At 41.8% G+C, this 18086-nt stretch carries 19 protein-coding genes; 7 read left to right on the top strand and 12 right to left on the bottom strand.

Annotated features, from left to right (window positions below; all coding sequences use genetic code 11):
* The first annotated feature begins 466 nt into the window (after positions 1 to 466).
* Positions 467 to 694: a helix-turn-helix domain-containing protein gene (locus tag NMK93_RS19810; RefSeq protein WP_368041476.1), complete on the top strand. Its 228-nt coding sequence runs from the start codon at positions 467 to 469 to the stop codon at positions 692 to 694.
* 130 nt (positions 695 to 824) lie between these two features.
* On the opposite strand, the gene NMK93_RS19805 is transcribed toward NMK93_RS19810, so the two are convergent.
* Entirely contained in the window at positions 825 to 1091 is a 267-nt protein-coding gene (locus NMK93_RS19805) for a 3'-5' exonuclease (RefSeq protein ID WP_368041475.1), read from the bottom strand.
* Between the two features lie 317 nt (positions 1092 to 1408).
* Between NMK93_RS19805 and NMK93_RS08060 the strand changes: the two genes are divergently transcribed.
* Complete coding sequence (locus NMK93_RS08060) at positions 1409 to 1912, top strand: RNA polymerase sigma factor (protein ID WP_254529340.1); 504 nt, start codon at positions 1409 to 1411, stop codon at positions 1910 to 1912.
* Between the two features lie 675 nt (positions 1913 to 2587).
* Here NMK93_RS08060 and NMK93_RS08055 read toward each other — a convergent pair.
* Positions 2588 to 2818 (bottom strand): hypothetical protein, encoded by a 231-nt coding sequence (locus NMK93_RS08055; RefSeq protein WP_254529339.1) that lies wholly within the window; start codon positions 2816 to 2818, stop codon positions 2588 to 2590.
* 433 nt (positions 2819 to 3251) lie between these two features.
* On the opposite strand from NMK93_RS08055, the gene NMK93_RS08050 reads away from it, so the two are divergent.
* The 4 genes from NMK93_RS08050 (at position 3252) to NMK93_RS08035 (ending at position 6285) form a co-directional block, all read left to right on the top strand.
* The gene (locus tag NMK93_RS08050) at positions 3252 to 3755 is read left to right on the top strand and encodes an RNA polymerase sigma factor (protein ID WP_254529338.1); all 504 of its coding nucleotides are present in this window, start codon (positions 3252 to 3254) and stop codon (positions 3753 to 3755) included.
* 488 nt (positions 3756 to 4243) lie between these two features.
* Positions 4244 to 4786, top strand: coding sequence for a ferritin-like domain-containing protein (locus NMK93_RS08045; protein ID WP_254529336.1), 543 nt, complete (start codon positions 4244 to 4246; stop codon positions 4784 to 4786).
* 201 nt (positions 4787 to 4987) lie between these two features.
* Positions 4988 to 5167: a hypothetical protein gene (locus NMK93_RS08040; protein WP_254529333.1), complete on the top strand. Its 180-nt coding sequence runs from the start codon at positions 4988 to 4990 to the stop codon at positions 5165 to 5167.
* A 110-nt stretch (positions 5168 to 5277) separates the two neighbouring features.
* Positions 5278 to 6285 (top strand): DNA topoisomerase IB, encoded by a 1008-nt coding sequence (locus NMK93_RS08035; RefSeq protein WP_254529330.1) that lies wholly within the window; start codon positions 5278 to 5280, stop codon positions 6283 to 6285.
* Between the two features lie 73 nt (positions 6286 to 6358).
* On the opposite strand, the gene NMK93_RS08030 is transcribed toward NMK93_RS08035, so the two are convergent.
* A complete protein-coding gene (locus NMK93_RS08030; protein ID WP_214648473.1) occupies positions 6359 to 6637 on the bottom strand; it encodes a hypothetical protein in 279 nt (92 codons plus the stop codon).
* Positions 6638 to 6923: 286 nt separating this feature from the next.
* Here NMK93_RS08030 and NMK93_RS19725 point away from each other — a divergent pair, with 286 nt between their 5' ends.
* Positions 6924 to 7058, top strand: a complete 135-nt coding sequence (locus tag NMK93_RS19725) for a hypothetical protein (RefSeq protein WP_302328338.1) — start codon at positions 6924 to 6926, stop codon at positions 7056 to 7058.
* A gap of 172 nt (positions 7059 to 7230) precedes the next feature.
* Here NMK93_RS19725 and NMK93_RS08025 read toward each other — a convergent pair whose 3' ends face one another.
* From NMK93_RS08025 to NMK93_RS07985, 9 genes are all read right to left on the bottom strand, one after another.
* Positions 7231 to 7824: a DUF892 family protein gene (locus NMK93_RS08025; RefSeq protein ID WP_254529328.1), complete on the bottom strand. Its 594-nt coding sequence runs from the start codon at positions 7822 to 7824 to the stop codon at positions 7231 to 7233.
* A gap of 52 nt (positions 7825 to 7876) precedes the next feature.
* Entirely contained in the window at positions 7877 to 8569 is a 693-nt protein-coding gene (locus NMK93_RS08020) for a hypothetical protein (protein ID WP_254529325.1), read from the bottom strand.
* A gap of 231 nt (positions 8570 to 8800) precedes the next feature.
* Complete coding sequence (locus NMK93_RS08015; RefSeq protein WP_254529323.1) at positions 8801 to 9160, bottom strand: hypothetical protein; 360 nt, start codon at positions 9158 to 9160, stop codon at positions 8801 to 8803.
* A 67-nt stretch (positions 9161 to 9227) separates the two neighbouring features.
* Positions 9228 to 10526, bottom strand: a complete 1299-nt coding sequence (locus NMK93_RS08010) for an FAD/NAD(P)-binding protein (protein WP_254529320.1) — start codon at positions 10524 to 10526, stop codon at positions 9228 to 9230.
* A gap of 596 nt (positions 10527 to 11122) precedes the next feature.
* Entirely contained in the window at positions 11123 to 11488 is a 366-nt protein-coding gene (locus tag NMK93_RS08005) for a response regulator (protein ID WP_254529318.1), read from the bottom strand.
* Between the two features lie 42 nt (positions 11489 to 11530).
* Positions 11531 to 12340, bottom strand: a complete 810-nt coding sequence (locus NMK93_RS08000) for a protein-glutamate O-methyltransferase CheR (protein WP_254529316.1) — start codon at positions 12338 to 12340, stop codon at positions 11531 to 11533.
* 3 nt (positions 12341 to 12343) lie between these two features.
* Entirely contained in the window at positions 12344 to 12709 is a 366-nt protein-coding gene (locus NMK93_RS07995) for a response regulator (RefSeq protein ID WP_254529315.1), read from the bottom strand.
* Positions 12710 to 12722: 13 nt separating this feature from the next.
* The gene (locus tag NMK93_RS07990; protein WP_254529314.1) at positions 12723 to 16298 is read right to left on the bottom strand and encodes a response regulator; all 3576 of its coding nucleotides are present in this window, start codon (positions 16296 to 16298) and stop codon (positions 12723 to 12725) included.
* On the bottom strand, positions 16298 to 17770 hold the full coding sequence (locus NMK93_RS07985) for an ATP-binding protein (RefSeq protein ID WP_254529312.1): 1473 nt from the start codon (positions 17768 to 17770) through the stop codon (positions 16298 to 16300). The genes NMK93_RS07990 and NMK93_RS07985 overlap by 1 nt, the downstream gene beginning before the upstream one ends.
* Positions 17771 to 18086: the final 316 nt, after the last annotated feature.

Below are 18086 nucleotides of genomic sequence, written 5' to 3'. Positions count from 1 at the left end.
ATATTAATTTTTTGGGAATTAGAAAATCTATGAATAAGTGGAGATTAAGAAATTAGTATCAACACCAATTGGTAGATACATCAATCCAATCAAAAATCAAACGGGCGATTTGATAAGGTTTTTTAAGAATTGTTTTTTCATAACTCACTGTTTTAGTTTATAAAGTGAGTCTCAAATGAAAGGAACCTATAGTGTGGGTTACTGCCAACCGTACAGCAGGCTTCCGACGGCCAAACAGAGCGGAATTACAGCAGTAACCCAAGAACTATAGTGAATACCTAAGGTACACAAAATATTCTTGGGCATTACACTACCGTCTCGTCTGTTTGCAATTTGTCGGAATTTGCTGTCGAGACTCTTTTAGTCTAATGCACATACACCAAATAATGGTGTGATTATACAAATATAAATAAAAGGACATATATGTCCTAATAATTTTTAACTTATTTTTTGACATTAGTATTAAATGTCGGAAAAAATTAGAGATATAAATTTTTTAAAACAATTTGGGCTAAATATTAGGTCCATAAGAGAATCGAAAGAAATGTCTCAGGAGGAATTTGCTTCTTTTTGTAATATCGATACAAGACAGTTGGGGAGAATTGAGAGAGGTGAATCCAATTCAACAATTCTAACAATAAAGAATTTAGCAGATAAACTTAACCTTCCAATTAGCTATTTTTTTGACTTCTAGCAGAAATCAATCACAAAAATATTGATTTCTAGGATAACAAAATATTGATTAAAAGTAGGGTATGCCCAACTTCGGTTTACTGACTTCTAGAATCATTATTTTGATTTATTTACGCGTTTCCCTTTCTTTTTTATTTAAGATGGTTCACATCAAAAAGATGTTCAATTCTTTGCAGTTTTACAGGTGCCAAGGTGGGAACGGATATAAATAATCTTTCTCTCGCACGACTTACTGCTACGTAGAAAATTCTATGTTCCTCAGTAGCTAAGGATTGATTAACTAAAAAATCACAGTGTTCTTCTGTCCTCAGTACTACCAGAACATTATCGAATTCGTCACCTTTGGATTTATGAATTGTTTTACTCGGAGACCTTTCATCATCTATACGAAGACCCATTTGTAGCTAAACCACTACATGTATTAAATCAATAAACTATGTGTCTATTAAATTAAACAGTCCGCTATTTTGGAAATTCTTAAAAAAACACAATTTAGCTGTTAGTTGCATACCAGTAACTGTAAAATACTTTTTATCAGGGATAGATTGATGAGGATTTAATTGGCACGGGTATTGAATATTGTCGATTATACAACCTTAACATATAGATATAACCTATCCACACGCGGGGTGCACAGATAGACTATATCAAACATCTTCCTTTGCGCAAAGGGTTAATTAAATAGTAATATTTATTCACAAAAGCCCTATTAAAGATGAATTATACATTTATAAAAGAAGAGGTATTGGTGCATACACCAACACTTTTGCAATACGCCAATAAATTCATTCAGGATCATAATGATGCCGAAGACCTTCTTCAGAACACATTGATCAAGGTGCTGAAGTATCAGAAGAAATACGTTACTGGAACCAACCTATTGGGGTGGATCTATATTATTATGAGAAATACATTTATTAATGATTGCCGAAGAAGAGTTCATCAGCTCAAGTATATAAATGGGATTACGGATTCCAAGGATATTGAAAGTCGGATCAGTAGAGATAGAGCGGAAGGCAATTTAATGAGTGAAGAAATAAACACCGTCATGAAAACAATTCCTGAAATATACTATAATGCATTCATGATGTATTATGAAGGGTTCAAATATTATGAAATAGCTGAATATCTAGGGGTACCTGAAGGAACGGTAAAGACCCGAATTCATACGGCCAGGAGAATCCTCCAGAAAAAGCTACGTAACTATAGACATGATTAGGGAAAAACTATAAAAACAGAACCAGGGGTAATTAAATCAGGCCCTCTGGTTCTGTTGTTCTGTTATATGGTGCGGGTAATGGTAATCAAGCAAAGCTGACCCCGAAGCCATATTATTATTATTAATCGTTTTTATCGTTCTTAAATTCCCCCTAAAATTAAAGCCCCCAATGATAGTATCTTTACTTCTCGTGCAAAGGAGGGGACCTATGAATTCCATTAAGCAATTACATTCAATGTGCACATAGCTGACCCATGAAATTCTTGTTGATCAAAATATTTTAATTTATGATCCTCTGGTATATGTGATCAGGTATAGTGACCTTTCCATGGAGGAGTTTTTCTATCATCATGCTGCCAACAATCCTTTAAAAACTCAAAAGGAGAAATGGTTCATCGTCTGTTTCGTATTCTGCTTAAAGAAACCGAAGTAATTCCAAGATAAGATGCGACGTAATGCTGCGGAACACATTGGATAATATGGGGATATTCTTCGATCAACTCTCTGTAGCGCTGCTGAGGACGTTTTTAAGGTAGGAATAGAAAGTTTTTTGAGATTGTAAAAGTCGTTTGAATAGATGCTCCTGTATTTCTTCTTTGATTTCGGTGAAACTTTTTAACCCATCCAAAAAATCCTTTTGTGAAAGCGTCAGCAGAATGCAGGACTCTAGGCTTTCTATGCTATAGAGGCTCGGTAGATCAGCACGGAAGCTTTCAATGGACGAAACTTTATCGCCTTCAAAAAAAACTGGGTGGTAATATCCTTACCATCATTATTGACCCAGGTCCGCAAACATCCTTTCTTAACAAAGAACATATTTTTGGAGATTTCCCCTTCCTGTAAAAGAATGGTTTTGGCAGGAACTTCAAGCTGATTAAAGAGATTTTGGAGTTTATCACTTACCATTGTTAAGCTTCATTTATTATTGATAGATAATACAATATTACGTTTTTTTAATAGATCCAGTGTTTTGAGTCTCTAGGGTTAAAACGAATATTTTGTCTTGAATTACATAAAATATTTAAAAGATTTTTCAGAGAAATTTATTGGGTCTGAAGTATGAATTTTTATTCCTCCTGCAGATATAAGAGCATATCCTATTTTAATATTGATATGCTAGTGATTGTCTCAATCCCAATGGCGAGATTTCACCGTTCTATAAAAAAAACTGCCCAGAAATTTCTTTGGCACACTCATTGCAATTCCATGTACATACAACCATAAGATTTTTATTGGACCGGAGATTTAACGCGAGGTTTGTTTCTGGTCCAATTTCAATCTAAACCATCTTTGCGCAAAGGTGAATTAAAACCCGTTTTCTACTAAATCTCTTTTTAAAATGAACAATGATTTTATAAAAAATGAAGTGTTGGTTCATTCGGACACATTGCTTCACTATGCGAACAAGTTTACCAAGGACCAAGATGATGCGGAGGATCTCCTCCAAGATACCCTCATGAAGTTCATTCGATACCAAGAAAAATTTGAAAGAAGCACAAATATTTTGGGCTGGATGTATACAATCATGAAGAATATTTTCATTAATAGGTGCCGGAAAAATGGAGTGGAAAGGACTTACATATCAACAGTCTTCTCAGCCCTTGACCCCACAAAGCAGCAGAGCCAAAACAAAAGTATAGACAATTTTTTGGGTGAAGATATTGATTCTGTTCTAATGTCAATACATGAAAAGTATTATACACCGTTCATGATGTTCTTTGAAGGTTATAAGTACTACGAAATAGGTGAACACTTAGGGCTTCCGGAAGGTACCGTCAAAACTCGAATACACACAGCTAGAAAACTGTTGCAGGAAAAGCTTAAAAGCTATAAAGTTTCTTAACTTAATATAAAGTAAAGGTCCTAAAGTAAACTTAGGACCTTTTTCCGCTAAAAATGTTACGTATGTTTGGGGTGATTTTTTATTAAAAATAAAAAAAATTATTGATTGATCACTATACAAATTACTTTTGATTACTATAAAATCAGTTCACATTCGAGACTGTCAGACACACCTAATCAGATCTGACTACTCTACGCAATCCTCTTCTTTTTATCTCCTTCTCGTATTTAAAAAAAAATATGCCACCTATAGTGGGGATATAGGTGGCATGGGTTTTTTTGGACTATTAATTTACCTTTCCAATATAAACAGTTTAGAGGTAAATATGTTTGATGTTGTATAAAAATATCTCCTGCCCAAATTTATATCTCCAGAATAAAATCTTCATTACTTTTATCTAAACCCTACAGAAGCTTGGACAAATATCGACATTCAGAACAATTATGAGCTTAGTTTGTTTTTCCCCAATCAAACTTAACAATATTATCATGGCAACAACAACAAAATCTACTCTTAAGGAAACTAAAGTTAAAGCAAAGCAAAGCGCGGCTAAAGATTTAAATGATCTGTTTGAGGACGGCCTAAAGGATATTTATTGGGCTGAGAGGGAATTGGTAAAAGCATTACCTAAAATGGAAAAAAATGCTACGTCTCAAGAACTGAAAACAGCAATATCTTCTCATCTTGAAGAGACCAAGGAACATGTCAATAGACTTGAAGAAGTTTTTGAATCGATCGGAATTAAAGCGAAGGCAGAGAAATGTGATGCTATGGCCGGGCTATTAGAAGAAGCTAAAGGTATTATGGAAGAGACAGAATCTGGGGCTGTGCGGGATGCCGGAATAATCGCCGCTTCGCAAAAAGTAGAGCATTATGAGATTGCAACTTATGGCACGCTGGCGGCTTTCGCAAAATCGCTTGAACATAAGGATGCAGTAAAGTTGCTCTTGAAGACATTAAAAGAAGAAAAGTCGTGCGATGAAAAATTAACCGCCATTGCGGATACGAACTTAAATTCAAAAGCCGAGTAATATATATCTAGTAAAAAGGTATTTTTAAATGCCATCCTAGAAGGTTGGCATTTTAATTTAATATCCTATCTTACAGGCCTTGCGCGCAATTTTCATTAAACCAAAAAATGCCAAAGCAGAAAAGAAAATAAGCGCCTAGATCGATGTCCCCATTTATAACATTCTGAAATATCATTTTTAATCTTAAAATTATCAAGCGAATTGATTCCCGAACTGTTCTATGCAACATATCTGACGGAAAAAGAGAGAAAATACCCGCTGAAAGGTGGATCGACATTCACGAATCAAGCAATGAACCTTACACCTGAAAATACACCAGGAATGGGCAAAAATAAAAATAAAGCTGCACTTCACCCACTGGAAGGGAACAGGACGTACTAAATTAATGACGACAGCACAGCTCTAGCATAATTTAATCTTTAAATTATATATGCTAAAACAAAATACATTCGAAACAGATTAAGGGTATAGGAATAATTCAATGACAAGGTATGGAAGCAAAGAAACCTTTTAAATATGTAAACTGCAATTCAAAGGGCATCTCTAGGATACAAAACGGTGAGGTATTTGAATACTACGACCAAAAAAAAGTTAGGATTGTAGATCCATCGGTCCTATCTCGGATCCATTCCTTGGTAATTCCGCCAAATTGGACCAATGTATGGATATGCCCGAATAGAAATGGGCACATCCAGGCCACGGGCTTGGATATTAGGCTACGTAAGCAATATATCTACCATCCCCGCTGGACAGCTTTCCAGGACCAGGATAAGTTCAGCAGACTATATCACTTTGGAAAGAGCCTGCCAGTATTGAAAAAACAGTTGGAGAAGGATATCAAAAGGGACCTGTGTGACCAGAGATATGTCTGTGCTCTGGCAATCATGATCATCCAGCACACATCCATACGTCCAGGAAATACCATATATAGAAATTCCAATGGTTCCTTTGGTCTCACCACGCTCCAGAATAAACATGTTAAATTACAGCAAGGAAAGGTAATATTAAGATATAGGGGAAAAAAAGGTGTAAAGCAGGAGAAAGCAATTAGTAAGAAAAGGCTGTATGATAAGATTGAGAAGATATTGCAACTCTCGGGAAAACAGTTTCTCCAATACTTGGACGAACAGAATGTTAAAAGAGCCATAAAGCCTTGCCATCTGAACAGCTATCTTTCTGAAATATATGGTGGGAATGTTACCAGTAAAACCATAAGAACGTGGAACGCATGCTTTTTGGCTTTGGGTCATCTTTTGGAAACCTATCCCGGCAACACTAAGAACCGAAACAAAAGCTGCAGAGAACTTGTCAGTTCCGTCGCGCACATTTTGGGAAACACACCATCGGTGGCACGCAAAAACTACATCTGTCCCGTTATCTTAAAAAGGTTTGAAGAGGGCAGTCTTGACGGCTGGATGAGGAGGTATGCAAAAATTGCAAAGAAGGAGAAGGTTAAAATTGTCCAAAAAAAGCTCTTGATGCTATTGAAAGGGTGTTAGATAGATCATTATTGTTTTTATCCCGTATAAAATCTGAATAATTTGTTATAACTGAGTAAACTCACGGCACCGATCAAACATAGCTGAGACCATGTTTTAACCCGTGATCTAGAGCCTCTTCATACATGTTCCAATAAACTGTGGAGCTCAGGGGGGGATGGTGATAATATATTGATGAAGGTTCAAAGACCTGATAGGAAAACCTAAAGTCCCCCTCATCAACTTCTCGGAGTGTTACCAATACAATCACTCCCTTATTTCTCAACCAGCTTTGTATACTGGTCGGGTCAGGATATCCATCAAATCCTTTTTCTTTCGCATATTCAAGGATAGTCATATTATCGTTTACCATAGGATGGTGATCTAGGTTTAGTGTCTTACCACTAAAATAGATAAAGAACATTCTACGGTGAAAATTCTGAATGAAATTAAATGATTTGATTAAAAATTGTAGATAAGCAGCTATAACCTATTGATTTTAACCACTAGTTGAGGACAAGAAGCACAAAAATGATTAGATCTATTTCTCACGAAAATTATCAGTGATAAAATATTTTCAAGAAAATTCCTTAAAAAAATATAAAGTTGAACGGTCTTTGCAATAATATCTAAAAATAAATCAACTAATGGAACTATATATGGAAAATTTTAAAACAGCAGAAGAACTTGGTCTGGAAAAGGGATATTATCTATTATTGTTAGCCATTTTGGGAGAGAATGGCCAAGAACATGGTTATAAGGAAGATAGTGGAATTCAAAACAGTCCCAATTGAATACAGTTTTTTAGAATGCTGTTCTCGAATGGCAGAAAATAGGTGGCTCTTATTTCTGACCTGAGTGCAACAGCAAAATTTCAAAAATAGATAAAGAATAAAAAACGTCCATAAAAATGGACGTTTTTGAGATATTAGAGATTTTGGATATGTTTTAAAATTAGGTTTAATCCTATTTTTCAGCTTCTGGATTAATATGGTTCTCTACAATAAACGTGAGTTCCTGATCCGTTTCTTCTTCTTCTTCTTCGAGCGTTCTCTCTAAAAGATCCGCAATCTTTTCAAATCCCAGGGTGATTGCCAATTGGACAAGTCCTCCATAGGTAGCTATCTCATAATGCTCAACTTTCTGAGCAGCAATAATAAGTCCCACGTCCCTAGTGGCAGAGCCCTCAGGCGTATTCTTGATAATCTCCCGTGCCTCCTCTAAGATACCTTCTATTGCCTTACATTCCTTGGCTTCCGCCTTTTCTTCCAATATACCAAATATCTTGTTGAGCCTGCTGATGTGTTTCTTGGTCAACAGATGATGATCTTCAAAGGCATCCTTAAGTTCCTCTGCAGAAGCTGCACTTTCCATCTCTAGGAGAGCTTCAACCAATTTGTTTTCAGCATAAAGTATATCCTTTAGGGCTGAAAGGAAAAAGACATATAATTGGGGGCCTTTTTGAGCGGATTGGTCCGCTTTTTTATTAGTTCTGCTTATTTGATTGGTATCCTCGGTACCTTCAGTCTGCCCTTCTTTGAGCAATTCTTTTTTTGCCATAAGTATTTTTTTTTCAGCACCCTATGAAAGGGCACTGAAGTGATGATATAAATTAAGAATTCCTTCTGCCCCCAATTCCCGATCGGCCGGATGAGCGTCCTCCACCTTGGGATGCCTTGCCTCCCATGCGGGCGATACGGGTACGTTCAGCTTTGCTCATTGAGGCAAATCCGCGTTTGGAACCTGAACCCGAGCTGTTAGAGGAAGAACCCGAGCTGGATGAGGATTTCCTTGATCTCCCCCTGGAGCCTGAAGAACTTCTACCGGAGCTGTTTGATCCACCTCTACCTGAATTTCCTGATCTTCCCCTTCCTGAGCTATTTGAGCCACCCCCGGAATTATTCGATCCGCGTGCCGAGCTGGTAGATCCGCGGCGTGAACCATTTGAACTTCGTCCCGAAGTGCTACCTTTTCTGGAACCAGAGCTGGATGAAGTAAACCTTCCATCGCTATCGCGGCGTCGGTTTGATGATCTGCCGTCCGAAGAGTCCTCATCATCCTCATCATCCTGGTCATCTTCGTCATAATCATCCTCATCGTAGTCGTAGTCTTCATCCTCGTTATCGTAATCCTCGTCCTCATAGTCATCATATTCTTCTTCGTCGAACTCATCATCATAATCTTCATCATTTGATGCGTCGCGGAATCCATGACTGTACCCTAATTGGTAAATGTTTTCCAATGAATGTTCGTTATTGTCAGAGGATCCTCCTCTTGAGCGGCTGCTTGAATTATTTCTTTTCATGATAAATTACTTAAATGTTAAACTCTTTTGATACAGTGGTTTATAACAATAAAATAACGAAACACTCTCTAGAACCGGTTTCTTAAAATTCAACCCTTTAAAATATAAAAGGTTCACAATTAGTGTAAATTTTACAATAGGCTTTTAGACTTGATCTATTATCACTCTTTGATTTCCTGAAAGAGGGAGACGTCCCTTAACTCCGAAATGCATGGGTCAGCCCTATAATATTCAATCCATATCATTATTCCCCAACATATTGGCAATTCTCTCAGCCGCTGTATCGCAGAAATCCAGGCCAGAAAAATCTGGGTTTAACCCACTGATAAATGGCACTGCCATAATGAAGAGTGAGGGATTGACTGCCCCGAACGTGTCCAGTGCCTGAAAGTTATCATTTATGGCCAGTCCCGTCACTTTCATGAAATATTTGCCCATGTCATCTCTGTACACATTGGCTGCACCGTTTTCAACATGTTTTTTTGCATTTTCCTCATCCTTGAAAAATAGGAATCCGGAAGTGACCTTAACCCGTCTTAAGCCCGTCAAAGGGAAGGTCGTTGAAGTGCATGGGCCTCTGCCCAATGGCATCTACAAAAATCTCATAGTTTTCTTCAAATCTTTCCCCTTCGTCATCTACGAACGTTACTTTACATCCTTAACCTGTTGCATTGGGAACGAACTCGCTTTCCTCACCAACGGCGTAGTTACGAAGGAGATCCTGTTCATATAGAGCAATCATCTCATGGTAGGAAGCTTGGGGCAGGGACGCAATAACAATTGAAATGAGCGGCATAAGCACTTTTTTGTGCCGGACCATATCTTCGGCGCTGAGATGTTTTGCCGGGTAGTTGATGGCATAGCTAAAGGCAGACAGAGCTTCCTTCCAACTTATGGACTGCTGCCGCTTTATTGACTTTTCAGCTTCCCTGAATTCGGCCATAAATAGCTTTATGGCATCGATCTCTTCCCGGATTTGCAGCATTCTCTCGGTAAATTCTTCAATTCCCAAATCTTTCACCCTGGAGTAAAAATCGGGGTCCCTCTGACTGAGAGGGATCAAGAAGTTTCTCTCAAATACGTGGTCGAGATCCACGAAGCCCCCATTTTTCGCTTTATATTCATTGATTTCGTCCAAACCCATCGTCCACTCACTGGAAAATGCCTTATCCTCCGAATGGAACCTTAGGGCGGGAAGGAACCCTCTGGTGGAAAATAGGTCGATCCGAAAACCGCTGCTGTCTTCGTTCAATATGAAATCATAACCGCCTTCAGGTCTTTCCCTGAATTTTCCGTTTGCCCTGGCCAAAGTTTTTATGGCATCAACTGCCGTTAACGACGCCCCCCGGATCGCTACCGGGAAATCTGCATTCAAAGATATCTTTGAGGGCGGATAGGGAGAATCGTAACACGAATTGATCTTTCCTTCATTTTTAAGGGGCCATACATGGCCGGTGCACAGGATCACAACGTCCGCATGGGTGGCGCCCTGGGATGTCAGTATCCTGAATGGTTCTCCTCCATCGCCGGGAATAATGTCCTCCACACAGGTATCCAAACGTATATCTATGGTAATCCCCAAGGACCTAGCTATTCCGATATAGCTATGGAAGGAATGTTCCAGATAATCACCCAATAACCCCCTAGGGACTACTTCGTAGGGGTTTATTTTTTTTCCTTGACAGAAAGACGCATATTCCTCTGGCGGAAATCTTTGAACGTATGATTCAAAATCTTCTGCAAGTAAGGGAAGTTCATTTGCAGAAACATTGGCCAGGTGTTCCTTTCCTGCCCCCATTTTGCCGTAAGGCATACCCACCCCCAATCTATCGAACCTTTCGAAAATGGTAAGCTTTTGAAGGGTAATTTTGCGTTCAACAATGTGCTTGACCATAAAAAGTGCTGCTGGCCCGCCTCCGACAATCGCAATATTCTGCTGTATGTTATTTTTGTCCATGGAATTGTTATATATTAATTTGATAGTAGCCAAGTGCTAACATTATCGTCCCAGGGCTAGTGGGACTAAGCATAAACATAAACGTCATGGAAAAGTTAGATGTAAATGCATTTTTTAAATTACCAATCCTCTTTTAATATATCTGCTTTAAAAAACCCATAGTCCTGTTAAATATTTCGAAACCGGATTGTGATTTCTATATTTATATAGATGTTAGACCCAAGATGAACAATAACCAATGAACAAATCTTTTTTATATATATAAAAAAATACGTGGGGGACCGAAATATGCGAGATTTCATCCGGAGACTTAAGGAATACCTGTGGGAGGCGGGATATGAAATAGACCAGGAAGATAGAGGAATGAGATATTTTTTCTATTCCTATATCTTTTTAACGGTTCTTTTCATACTGATTATGATATATATCCTCCTTAAAACGTCCTTATAAAAGAAGGAAGGCTTGAATCGACGACCCAAGCCCTTATTAACCAAACAATTATTATCCTATAAAGATGCTAAAAATTTCAGAGCACCATTACCCGTTAAATATTAGTGGAGATTGAATTAATGGTTTTTGATAGTGGAGATTGTTTCCTATGGCTGGAGGATCTTATTTACTATGCCCTCCAGGCTGACCAGGTCAAAAGGTTTGGAAAGGAAACAATTTGCTTTGGCCTGACCGGCTAAAAATTCTATATCACTGTTCGCTGAAACCAAGATTACCGGGATATCCCGATAAAGTGGGCTGGATTTAAGCATCTGCGTAGCCGCCACCCCTCCGATATCCGGAATCCAGTTGTCCATAAAGATCAGGTCAGGCTTAAAACTGCTCACTTTCTCCAACACGTCGTGCGAAGTCCGCGATTGATCGACTATATGCCCCATGTCCTCCAATACGATCGTAAATATCTCAAGCACGTGCCTATCGTCATCGAAAATAAGTATCTTTTTGTTTTCCATTGTATTATGCGAAAATATCAAATCTCCCCAAATTTTGAAACATTAATTTATTTTCTGCCAGATTTTTTGGTCACCAATCTGTTGGAACCTGCCCTTCAGAGAGGAAAACCGGAGAGTCTCCTTGGGCCCAAGGCCTAGGAACCCGGCATTTTCCAAGCTCGTGTCGAAGAGTTCTAGAACCGATTCCTGAAGAGATCGCCTAAAATAGATCAGTACGTTCCGGCACAGGATCAGCTGAAAGCTATTGAAGGAGGAATCACCGGCTAGGTTATGCGTCGAGAACACCATTCGGGAACGAAGCTCATCATTGAAACCAAACCTGCTCTGTTTTGGTGAGTAATAGTCCGATAGTTCCATCGTACCACCCGAATTGAGATAATTTTTGGTATATTCCCCAAGGTTCTCCCAGGAAAACAGGCCATTGGAGGCACTCTCCACAGAGGCGGGGTTTAGGTCGGTTGCGTAGATCAGGGACCGTTCAATCAGTCCAGCCTCCTTTAGCAGTATGGCCATTGAATATGCTTCTTCACCCGTGGAGCAACCCGCTATCCAGACCCGGATCAGGGGGTATGTACTCAGGTAAGGGATCACACTCTGGCGGAGGTCGAGGAAAAATGAGGGATCTCGGAACATGGAGGTCAGGGGAACGGTGACCTGTTGCACGAAGCTCCCTGCCAACGAGGGATCCATGAGCATCTTGTCCAGGAGCCCTCCCAGTTCGGCAACCTTCCATAGGGACATTATCCGAACAATCCTCCTCTGAAGGGAGTCCCGGCTATAACCGGTGAAATCATAGCCGAATTCCTCGAGTAACGTGGCAAGGAACATATCTAAATGGGATTCGATTTCCATTTCTCAGCCTTTCACTAATCCCCGGATCTCGGTCAACAGGAGATCGATATCAACTGGCTTGGATACATACCCATCCGCTCCCGCGCTAAGGCATCTCTCCCTGTCGCCGCTCATGGCCTTTGCGGTCACGGCAATAACGGGCGGATAATCCTTTCCTGGGGAATCCATGATGTGCTGCAAAAACTGGAATCCATCAAATTCCGGCATCATCATGTCCAGCAGCACTACGCTTATCCCATTTCCCACCTCTAGGATATCAAGGCCTTCCTGGGCGGTAATGACGCCCAGGGCATCGTAGCCCCTTGATCTGAGCGCGGTCTTGAGGGCGAATATATTCCGTCTGTCATCATCAATAATCAATATGCTCATTTGTTTTTAAGGTTTAACGGTTAAAAAGCCAAACCCGGAGCAAGGAGACCAACTGGTCCACATCCACTGGTTTGGAGATATAATCGGAGGCTCCTGCCTTCATGCAACGGTCTCGGTCCCCCATCATCGCTTTTGCCGTGACTGCGATTATGGGAAGTTTGCTGAACATTTCCACGGAACGTATCTTTTCGATGGCCTGGAAACCATCCATCTTTGGCATCATTATGTCCATCAGCACGATGTCTATATCGGGATGTCCTTCCAGGATCTGGAAAGCTTCAACACCATCGATGGCAGAGTAGATTTCCATGTTGAATTTTTCAAGTGCCCTAGATATCGAAAAGATGTTTCGGATATCATCGTCAGCAATCAGGACCTTTCTCCCATCCAAGATTTCGGACAGTCGGTTACCTTTGGGATTCAATTGCGAAGGGGTCCCTGAAGACTTATGGTCAACCAAATGAAGGAACAGGCTCACCTCGTCCAGGATTCTCTGGAAGGAATGGGCCGTTTTCAGGACGATCGAGTCTGCATATTCCTTAATGCGCATCTCTTCCTGCCCAGAGAGGCTCTTTCCGGTAAAGACGATTATTGGAAGGTCTTCTAGTCCATCCTGCCCCTTTATGGTTTCCAATATCTCATATGCCCCCTGTCCCGGGATCCCCATATCCAGGATTACACATTCAACGTTTCCTGATTTAAGGGCCTTTACGCCATGGTCAAGGGAGGACTTCACCTCTGTGGATATGTCGAAGCTCTCAAGGTAGGAGGACAGGGCTTCGGCATGCTTGGGATTTTCTTCGAAGATCAATACCTTTTTTGGACCATTGCTGAGGGCAGCATCTATTTTGGAGAAAATCTCCTGGAAACCCTTTTTTTGGAAAGGTTTCCTGATAAAATCGATTGCACCTCTGCGTATGCTATCGCTTTTCTTGGCTTGTTCGGCCGACATCATGTGGACTGGTATATGGCGGGTATCCGGGTTCGACTTCAACCCTTCGAGAACCTGCCATCCGTCCATATGGGGCAGGACGATGTCCAGGAGGATGGCATTGGGGGAAAACCTCAGAGCTGCTTCAATGGCGTGGTCACCCCTCCCGACAGCTATTGCCTTGTAGCCAGACCTTCTTGCATATTGCAGTATCAGCTTGGCGAACGCTTCATCGTCCTCTATGATCAATAGGGTCCTGTCCCCCGGTACAATGTCCCCTCGGTCATCGGCAATGAATTGCGGGAAAAAGATCTCTGGACCAACAACCGGTGCACCAACTGCCTGCACTATGGGACCGATGGGCTGCTCCTGATGGACACTGATATCGCCTCTGCCTAAAAAATCCATGGGCAGCGAGAGTGTAAAACAGCTTCCCTTGCCCGGGGTGCTTTCGACGGTAAGTTCCCCGTGCAGCAATCGTGCGATTTCCCTGCTGATCGAAAGTCCCAAGCCGGTTCCACCGTACTGCCTCCTGGTAGATCCGTCCGCCTGCTGGAAGGCCTCGAATATCAGTTTCTGTTTTTCCTGGGGAATCCCGATCCCGGTATCTCTGACATGGAACAGGACAGAAGGCTCCTTTCCATCGATAAGCTTTACGCTGAGGGTTATGTATCCCTTTTCTGTGAACTTGGTGGCGTTGGAGAGCAGGTTTCTTAGGACCTGTTCCAACCTTAGGCGGTCGCTTTTCAATTTAAAATCCTCCGGCAGGGTGTTCTCGATCCGGAGGTCCAGGCCCTTTTCCCTGGTTAGGGGGCGGAACATCTGCTGAAGCTCCAAAATGAGGTCGGCCAACCTAAATTCCTCGAGCTCTACGTCCATCTTACCTGCCTCGATCTTGGAAAGGTCCAGTATTTCGTCTATCAGGTTAAGCAGTCCCGTACCGGATGACCAGATGACCTGGGCTGATTCCACCTGTTCATGGTTAAGGTTGCCTTCAATGTTCTCAGTGAGCACACGTGAAAGCAAAAGGATAGAGTTAAGGGGAGTCCGCAGTTCATGTGACATATTGGCAAGGAACTCAGATTTGTATTTGGTGCTCAGCGCTAGGGCTTCCGCCTTTTCCTGTATTTCCTTGTTCCGTGCGACGATCACCTGGTTGGTTTCTTCCAAAAGATGCGACCTTTTCTCGAGTTCCTCGTTGGAGATAAGCAGTTCATCCTGTTGCGACCTTAGCTCCTCTTCTGAGATCCTGAGCTTACCAGCCTGTGCTTCCAGCTCGCTATTGAGGGTCTCCAGTTCTGCATGCTGGACCTGCAACTCTTCGGTCTGGGTCTGCGTTTCTTCCAATAGCTGTTGTACCCTGCGCCGGCTCTGTGCCGCGACCAGGGAAATCCCGATGGTTTCACAGAAGTCGGAAATAACATCGAGCTTCTCTTGGCTAAGCTCTCCTCGAGAACCGACTTCGATGATTCCCATGCATTCCTGCTGGTAGACAATGGGTAACAACGCTATCTGGTTAATTGATATCTCCCCCTGTGCAAACGAGAGCTTGAATTCATCGGGACATAGGTCCCTGATGACCCTTTGGCGTTTGGTCCTGTGTACCTCTGCGAAGATCCCCTCCGTTAGAGGAAGCTCTGAGAAAGGAAGGCTATGAAGCCCCACGGTATGCATGACCTTGAAGGATCCCCCTTGGACCATGAAAATTGCTCCGTTCTCCAGATCCATGTAGTCGGTGATGAATTCCATGCTGTACTTCGCAATTTCCTCAAGATCGGGGTTTCCCATCAGACCTGAGTTCAACTGGGCCAGGCCATTTTTTCGCCATTCGTTCCATTGGAGCTGGTCAAAGTTCTTCTTCAGTGACTCGGTCATTATGCGTAGGCTCTCCGCAATGTTTCCAAGGTCGTCCTTTTTCGTGTCATCTATGATCACTGAATAGTTCCCCTTGCTAACCTGTCGGGCGATCCCCCTGATAAGGTTCAATCTATGCTTCATGTCACTGTCCTTCTCTAGCAGTTCCTGCTGTAGTTCTGCCCGCCTTTTGTAGTCTCCTCGAAGTTTCCAGAACAGGATGGCAGTGATGATCAAGGACATCAAGGAGGCAAAGGCAAAAAGGATATTTGTTCTAAAGGTGGAGTTATCGAGTTGTTGGGAACGTTTTCCCGCCCGGGTCTCTTCCTCATGCTGGATCTCGCTTATCAGGTTCCTACATGAATCCATGATCGATTTTCCCCTGTCCAACAGGCCGGGGGAAAGATCGGCCGACCTCAGTCGCTGTCCTATGAGTTCGTCAAGTACTTCAATCCTTTCCCTGGCCAAACGGCCTAGCTGCTGGGTCCGGGCCAACTGCTCAGAGCTCAGATTTCCATTTACAAGACCACTGAGGTGCTGTGGGAGATCTCTCTGGCTGTCCCTGTAAGGAGCCAGGAACTTTTCCTGCCCTGTCAGGAGATAGCCTCTCTGTCCCGTTTCCGCATTCTGAAGGTCGATCAGGATCAACTGTGAATTGAGTATGGTCCGTTGGGACTGATCCATAAGGACCTTGTTTTCCCGCTGGTGTCGGAACGAAAAGAACATGACAGCCGATGAGGCCAAAAGGATGGCCATGGATACACCAAAGCCTATCTGAAGGTTCCTTAATGCGTTTTGTGCCATTATTTATTGAATGGTAGGGTAAAATAAAATGTCGAACCTTCTCCAAGCTTGCTCCTGACCCCGCAGGTTCCACCGTGGAGGGTAATGATCTCTTTGCATATGTGCAGTCCGAGGCCCAGGCCCTGGAACTTTGCTGATGCTTCCTGCACCCTATAGAACTTATCAAAGACGAAAGGAATTTTGTGTTCTGGGATCCCTATCCCATTATCGGAGACCTCTACGGACAGGAAATTTTTCTCAACATAGGTGTGGATGCGGACCGCTTGGGAACCGGGAGCATATTTTATGGCATTGCTGAGGTAGTTTGAAAGGACCTGCTCCAATCTTAGGGGATCCGCCAAAATCCGCCTATCTATCTTTGTACCTGTTCGCTCTATTCTCATTTCCGCCGCTTGATGTTCTACCAATGCCGAATCAACAGCCTGTTGGATGACAGTCTCGATATCAATTTCCTGGAGTGTGAGTTTCATCCCCCCGTTTTCCAACCGGGATATGTCCAGTAGGTCCTCAACCAAAGTATGGAGCTTTTCGGCCTGTTTCTTAACCTTGGATAGATAGCTGTATGCACGGTGCTCTTGAATATCCTTCATTGAACGCAAAGATATTTCTGCAAAGGCCTTGATACTGGTCAAAGGGGTCTTGAGTTCGTGGCTCGCAACACTCAAGAATTCATCTTTTTTATTTTCTAACTGTTTTCGCTCATCTATATCGGTCATGGTACCCACCCATCTGTGCCCACCTGACCCCTGAGCTACGGGCACAATCTTTAGGATATGGTACCGGTAATTCTCAGAATGTTTTTCGCGAAGCCTCACTTCAGCCTCCAATGGCAACAGGTCACCCAATTGAAGCCTCCATTTCTCAAATATGTGTCCGTCTTCGGGATGTAGCTCTGGCCATGTCGTCTTATCATGAGAATACCGTAGCCACTGCTCATTAACGAAATCAACATTCCCCCTGGAATCAGTGGTGAAGGCGACCTGGGGCAATGACTCAAGGGTGGCCTTCAGCTCCTCAAATTTTGAGGAGAGATCTTTTTGCGCTGATTTGCGCCATTCGACCTCCCGTTGTAGCTCATTCTGAATTTTATGCAGGGCTGCCGTCTGTTCGTAGAGCCGATAGAAGGTCTTCACCTTTAACAAAAGGATGTCCGGGTCCACCGGCTTGGTAATGTAATCGATGCCTCCGGAATCGTAGCCCTTTGTGATATACTTCTTTTCACGGTTGACAGCGGACAGGAAAATTATCGGGATATCCTTGGTTTTTTTTGTCGAAGAAAGAAACTCCGCAACTTCATATCCGTCCATTTCGGGCATCTGTACGTCAAGGATGATCAGGGCATATTCGTTCTTGAGGCATTTTTTCAGGGCCTCTTCTCCCGCAAGGGCAGAATCGGTCCGAAAACCTTTTGCTTGAAGGGTTTTTTCCAGCGAAAAGATATTTTCGGGTTTATCGTCAACTATTAGGATCATTTGTTAATCTTTTTTCGATGGTTCCCATTATCTCAGGACCATTGCCGAAAATAGGTCAAGAAAAGAAATTATCAAAATTTTACTTGATAAAACATCAATTTCAATAATCAGATTATTTAACTTTAATATTTAGTGTTTGTAAGATAAATCGATAATTTTAAACTTGGTCAGGAATATTATATTTGATAAAAATTTATAATAATATTACGACATGATTTCTTTAATTAATCTTAAATATAAAAATTAATTATGCTTTAAATCACAGTTAACACATATCAGCTTTTCTTCAATGTCAATAAAATCTAATATACAATGC

Origin of the sequence: Sphingobacterium sp. LZ7M1, assembly GCF_024296865.1 — a bacterium.
Classification (GTDB): domain Bacteria; phylum Bacteroidota; class Bacteroidia; order Sphingobacteriales; family Sphingobacteriaceae; genus Sphingobacterium.
The sequence above is the reverse complement of the archived record's forward strand: the minus strand, read 5'-3'. Positions and strand labels throughout refer to the sequence as shown.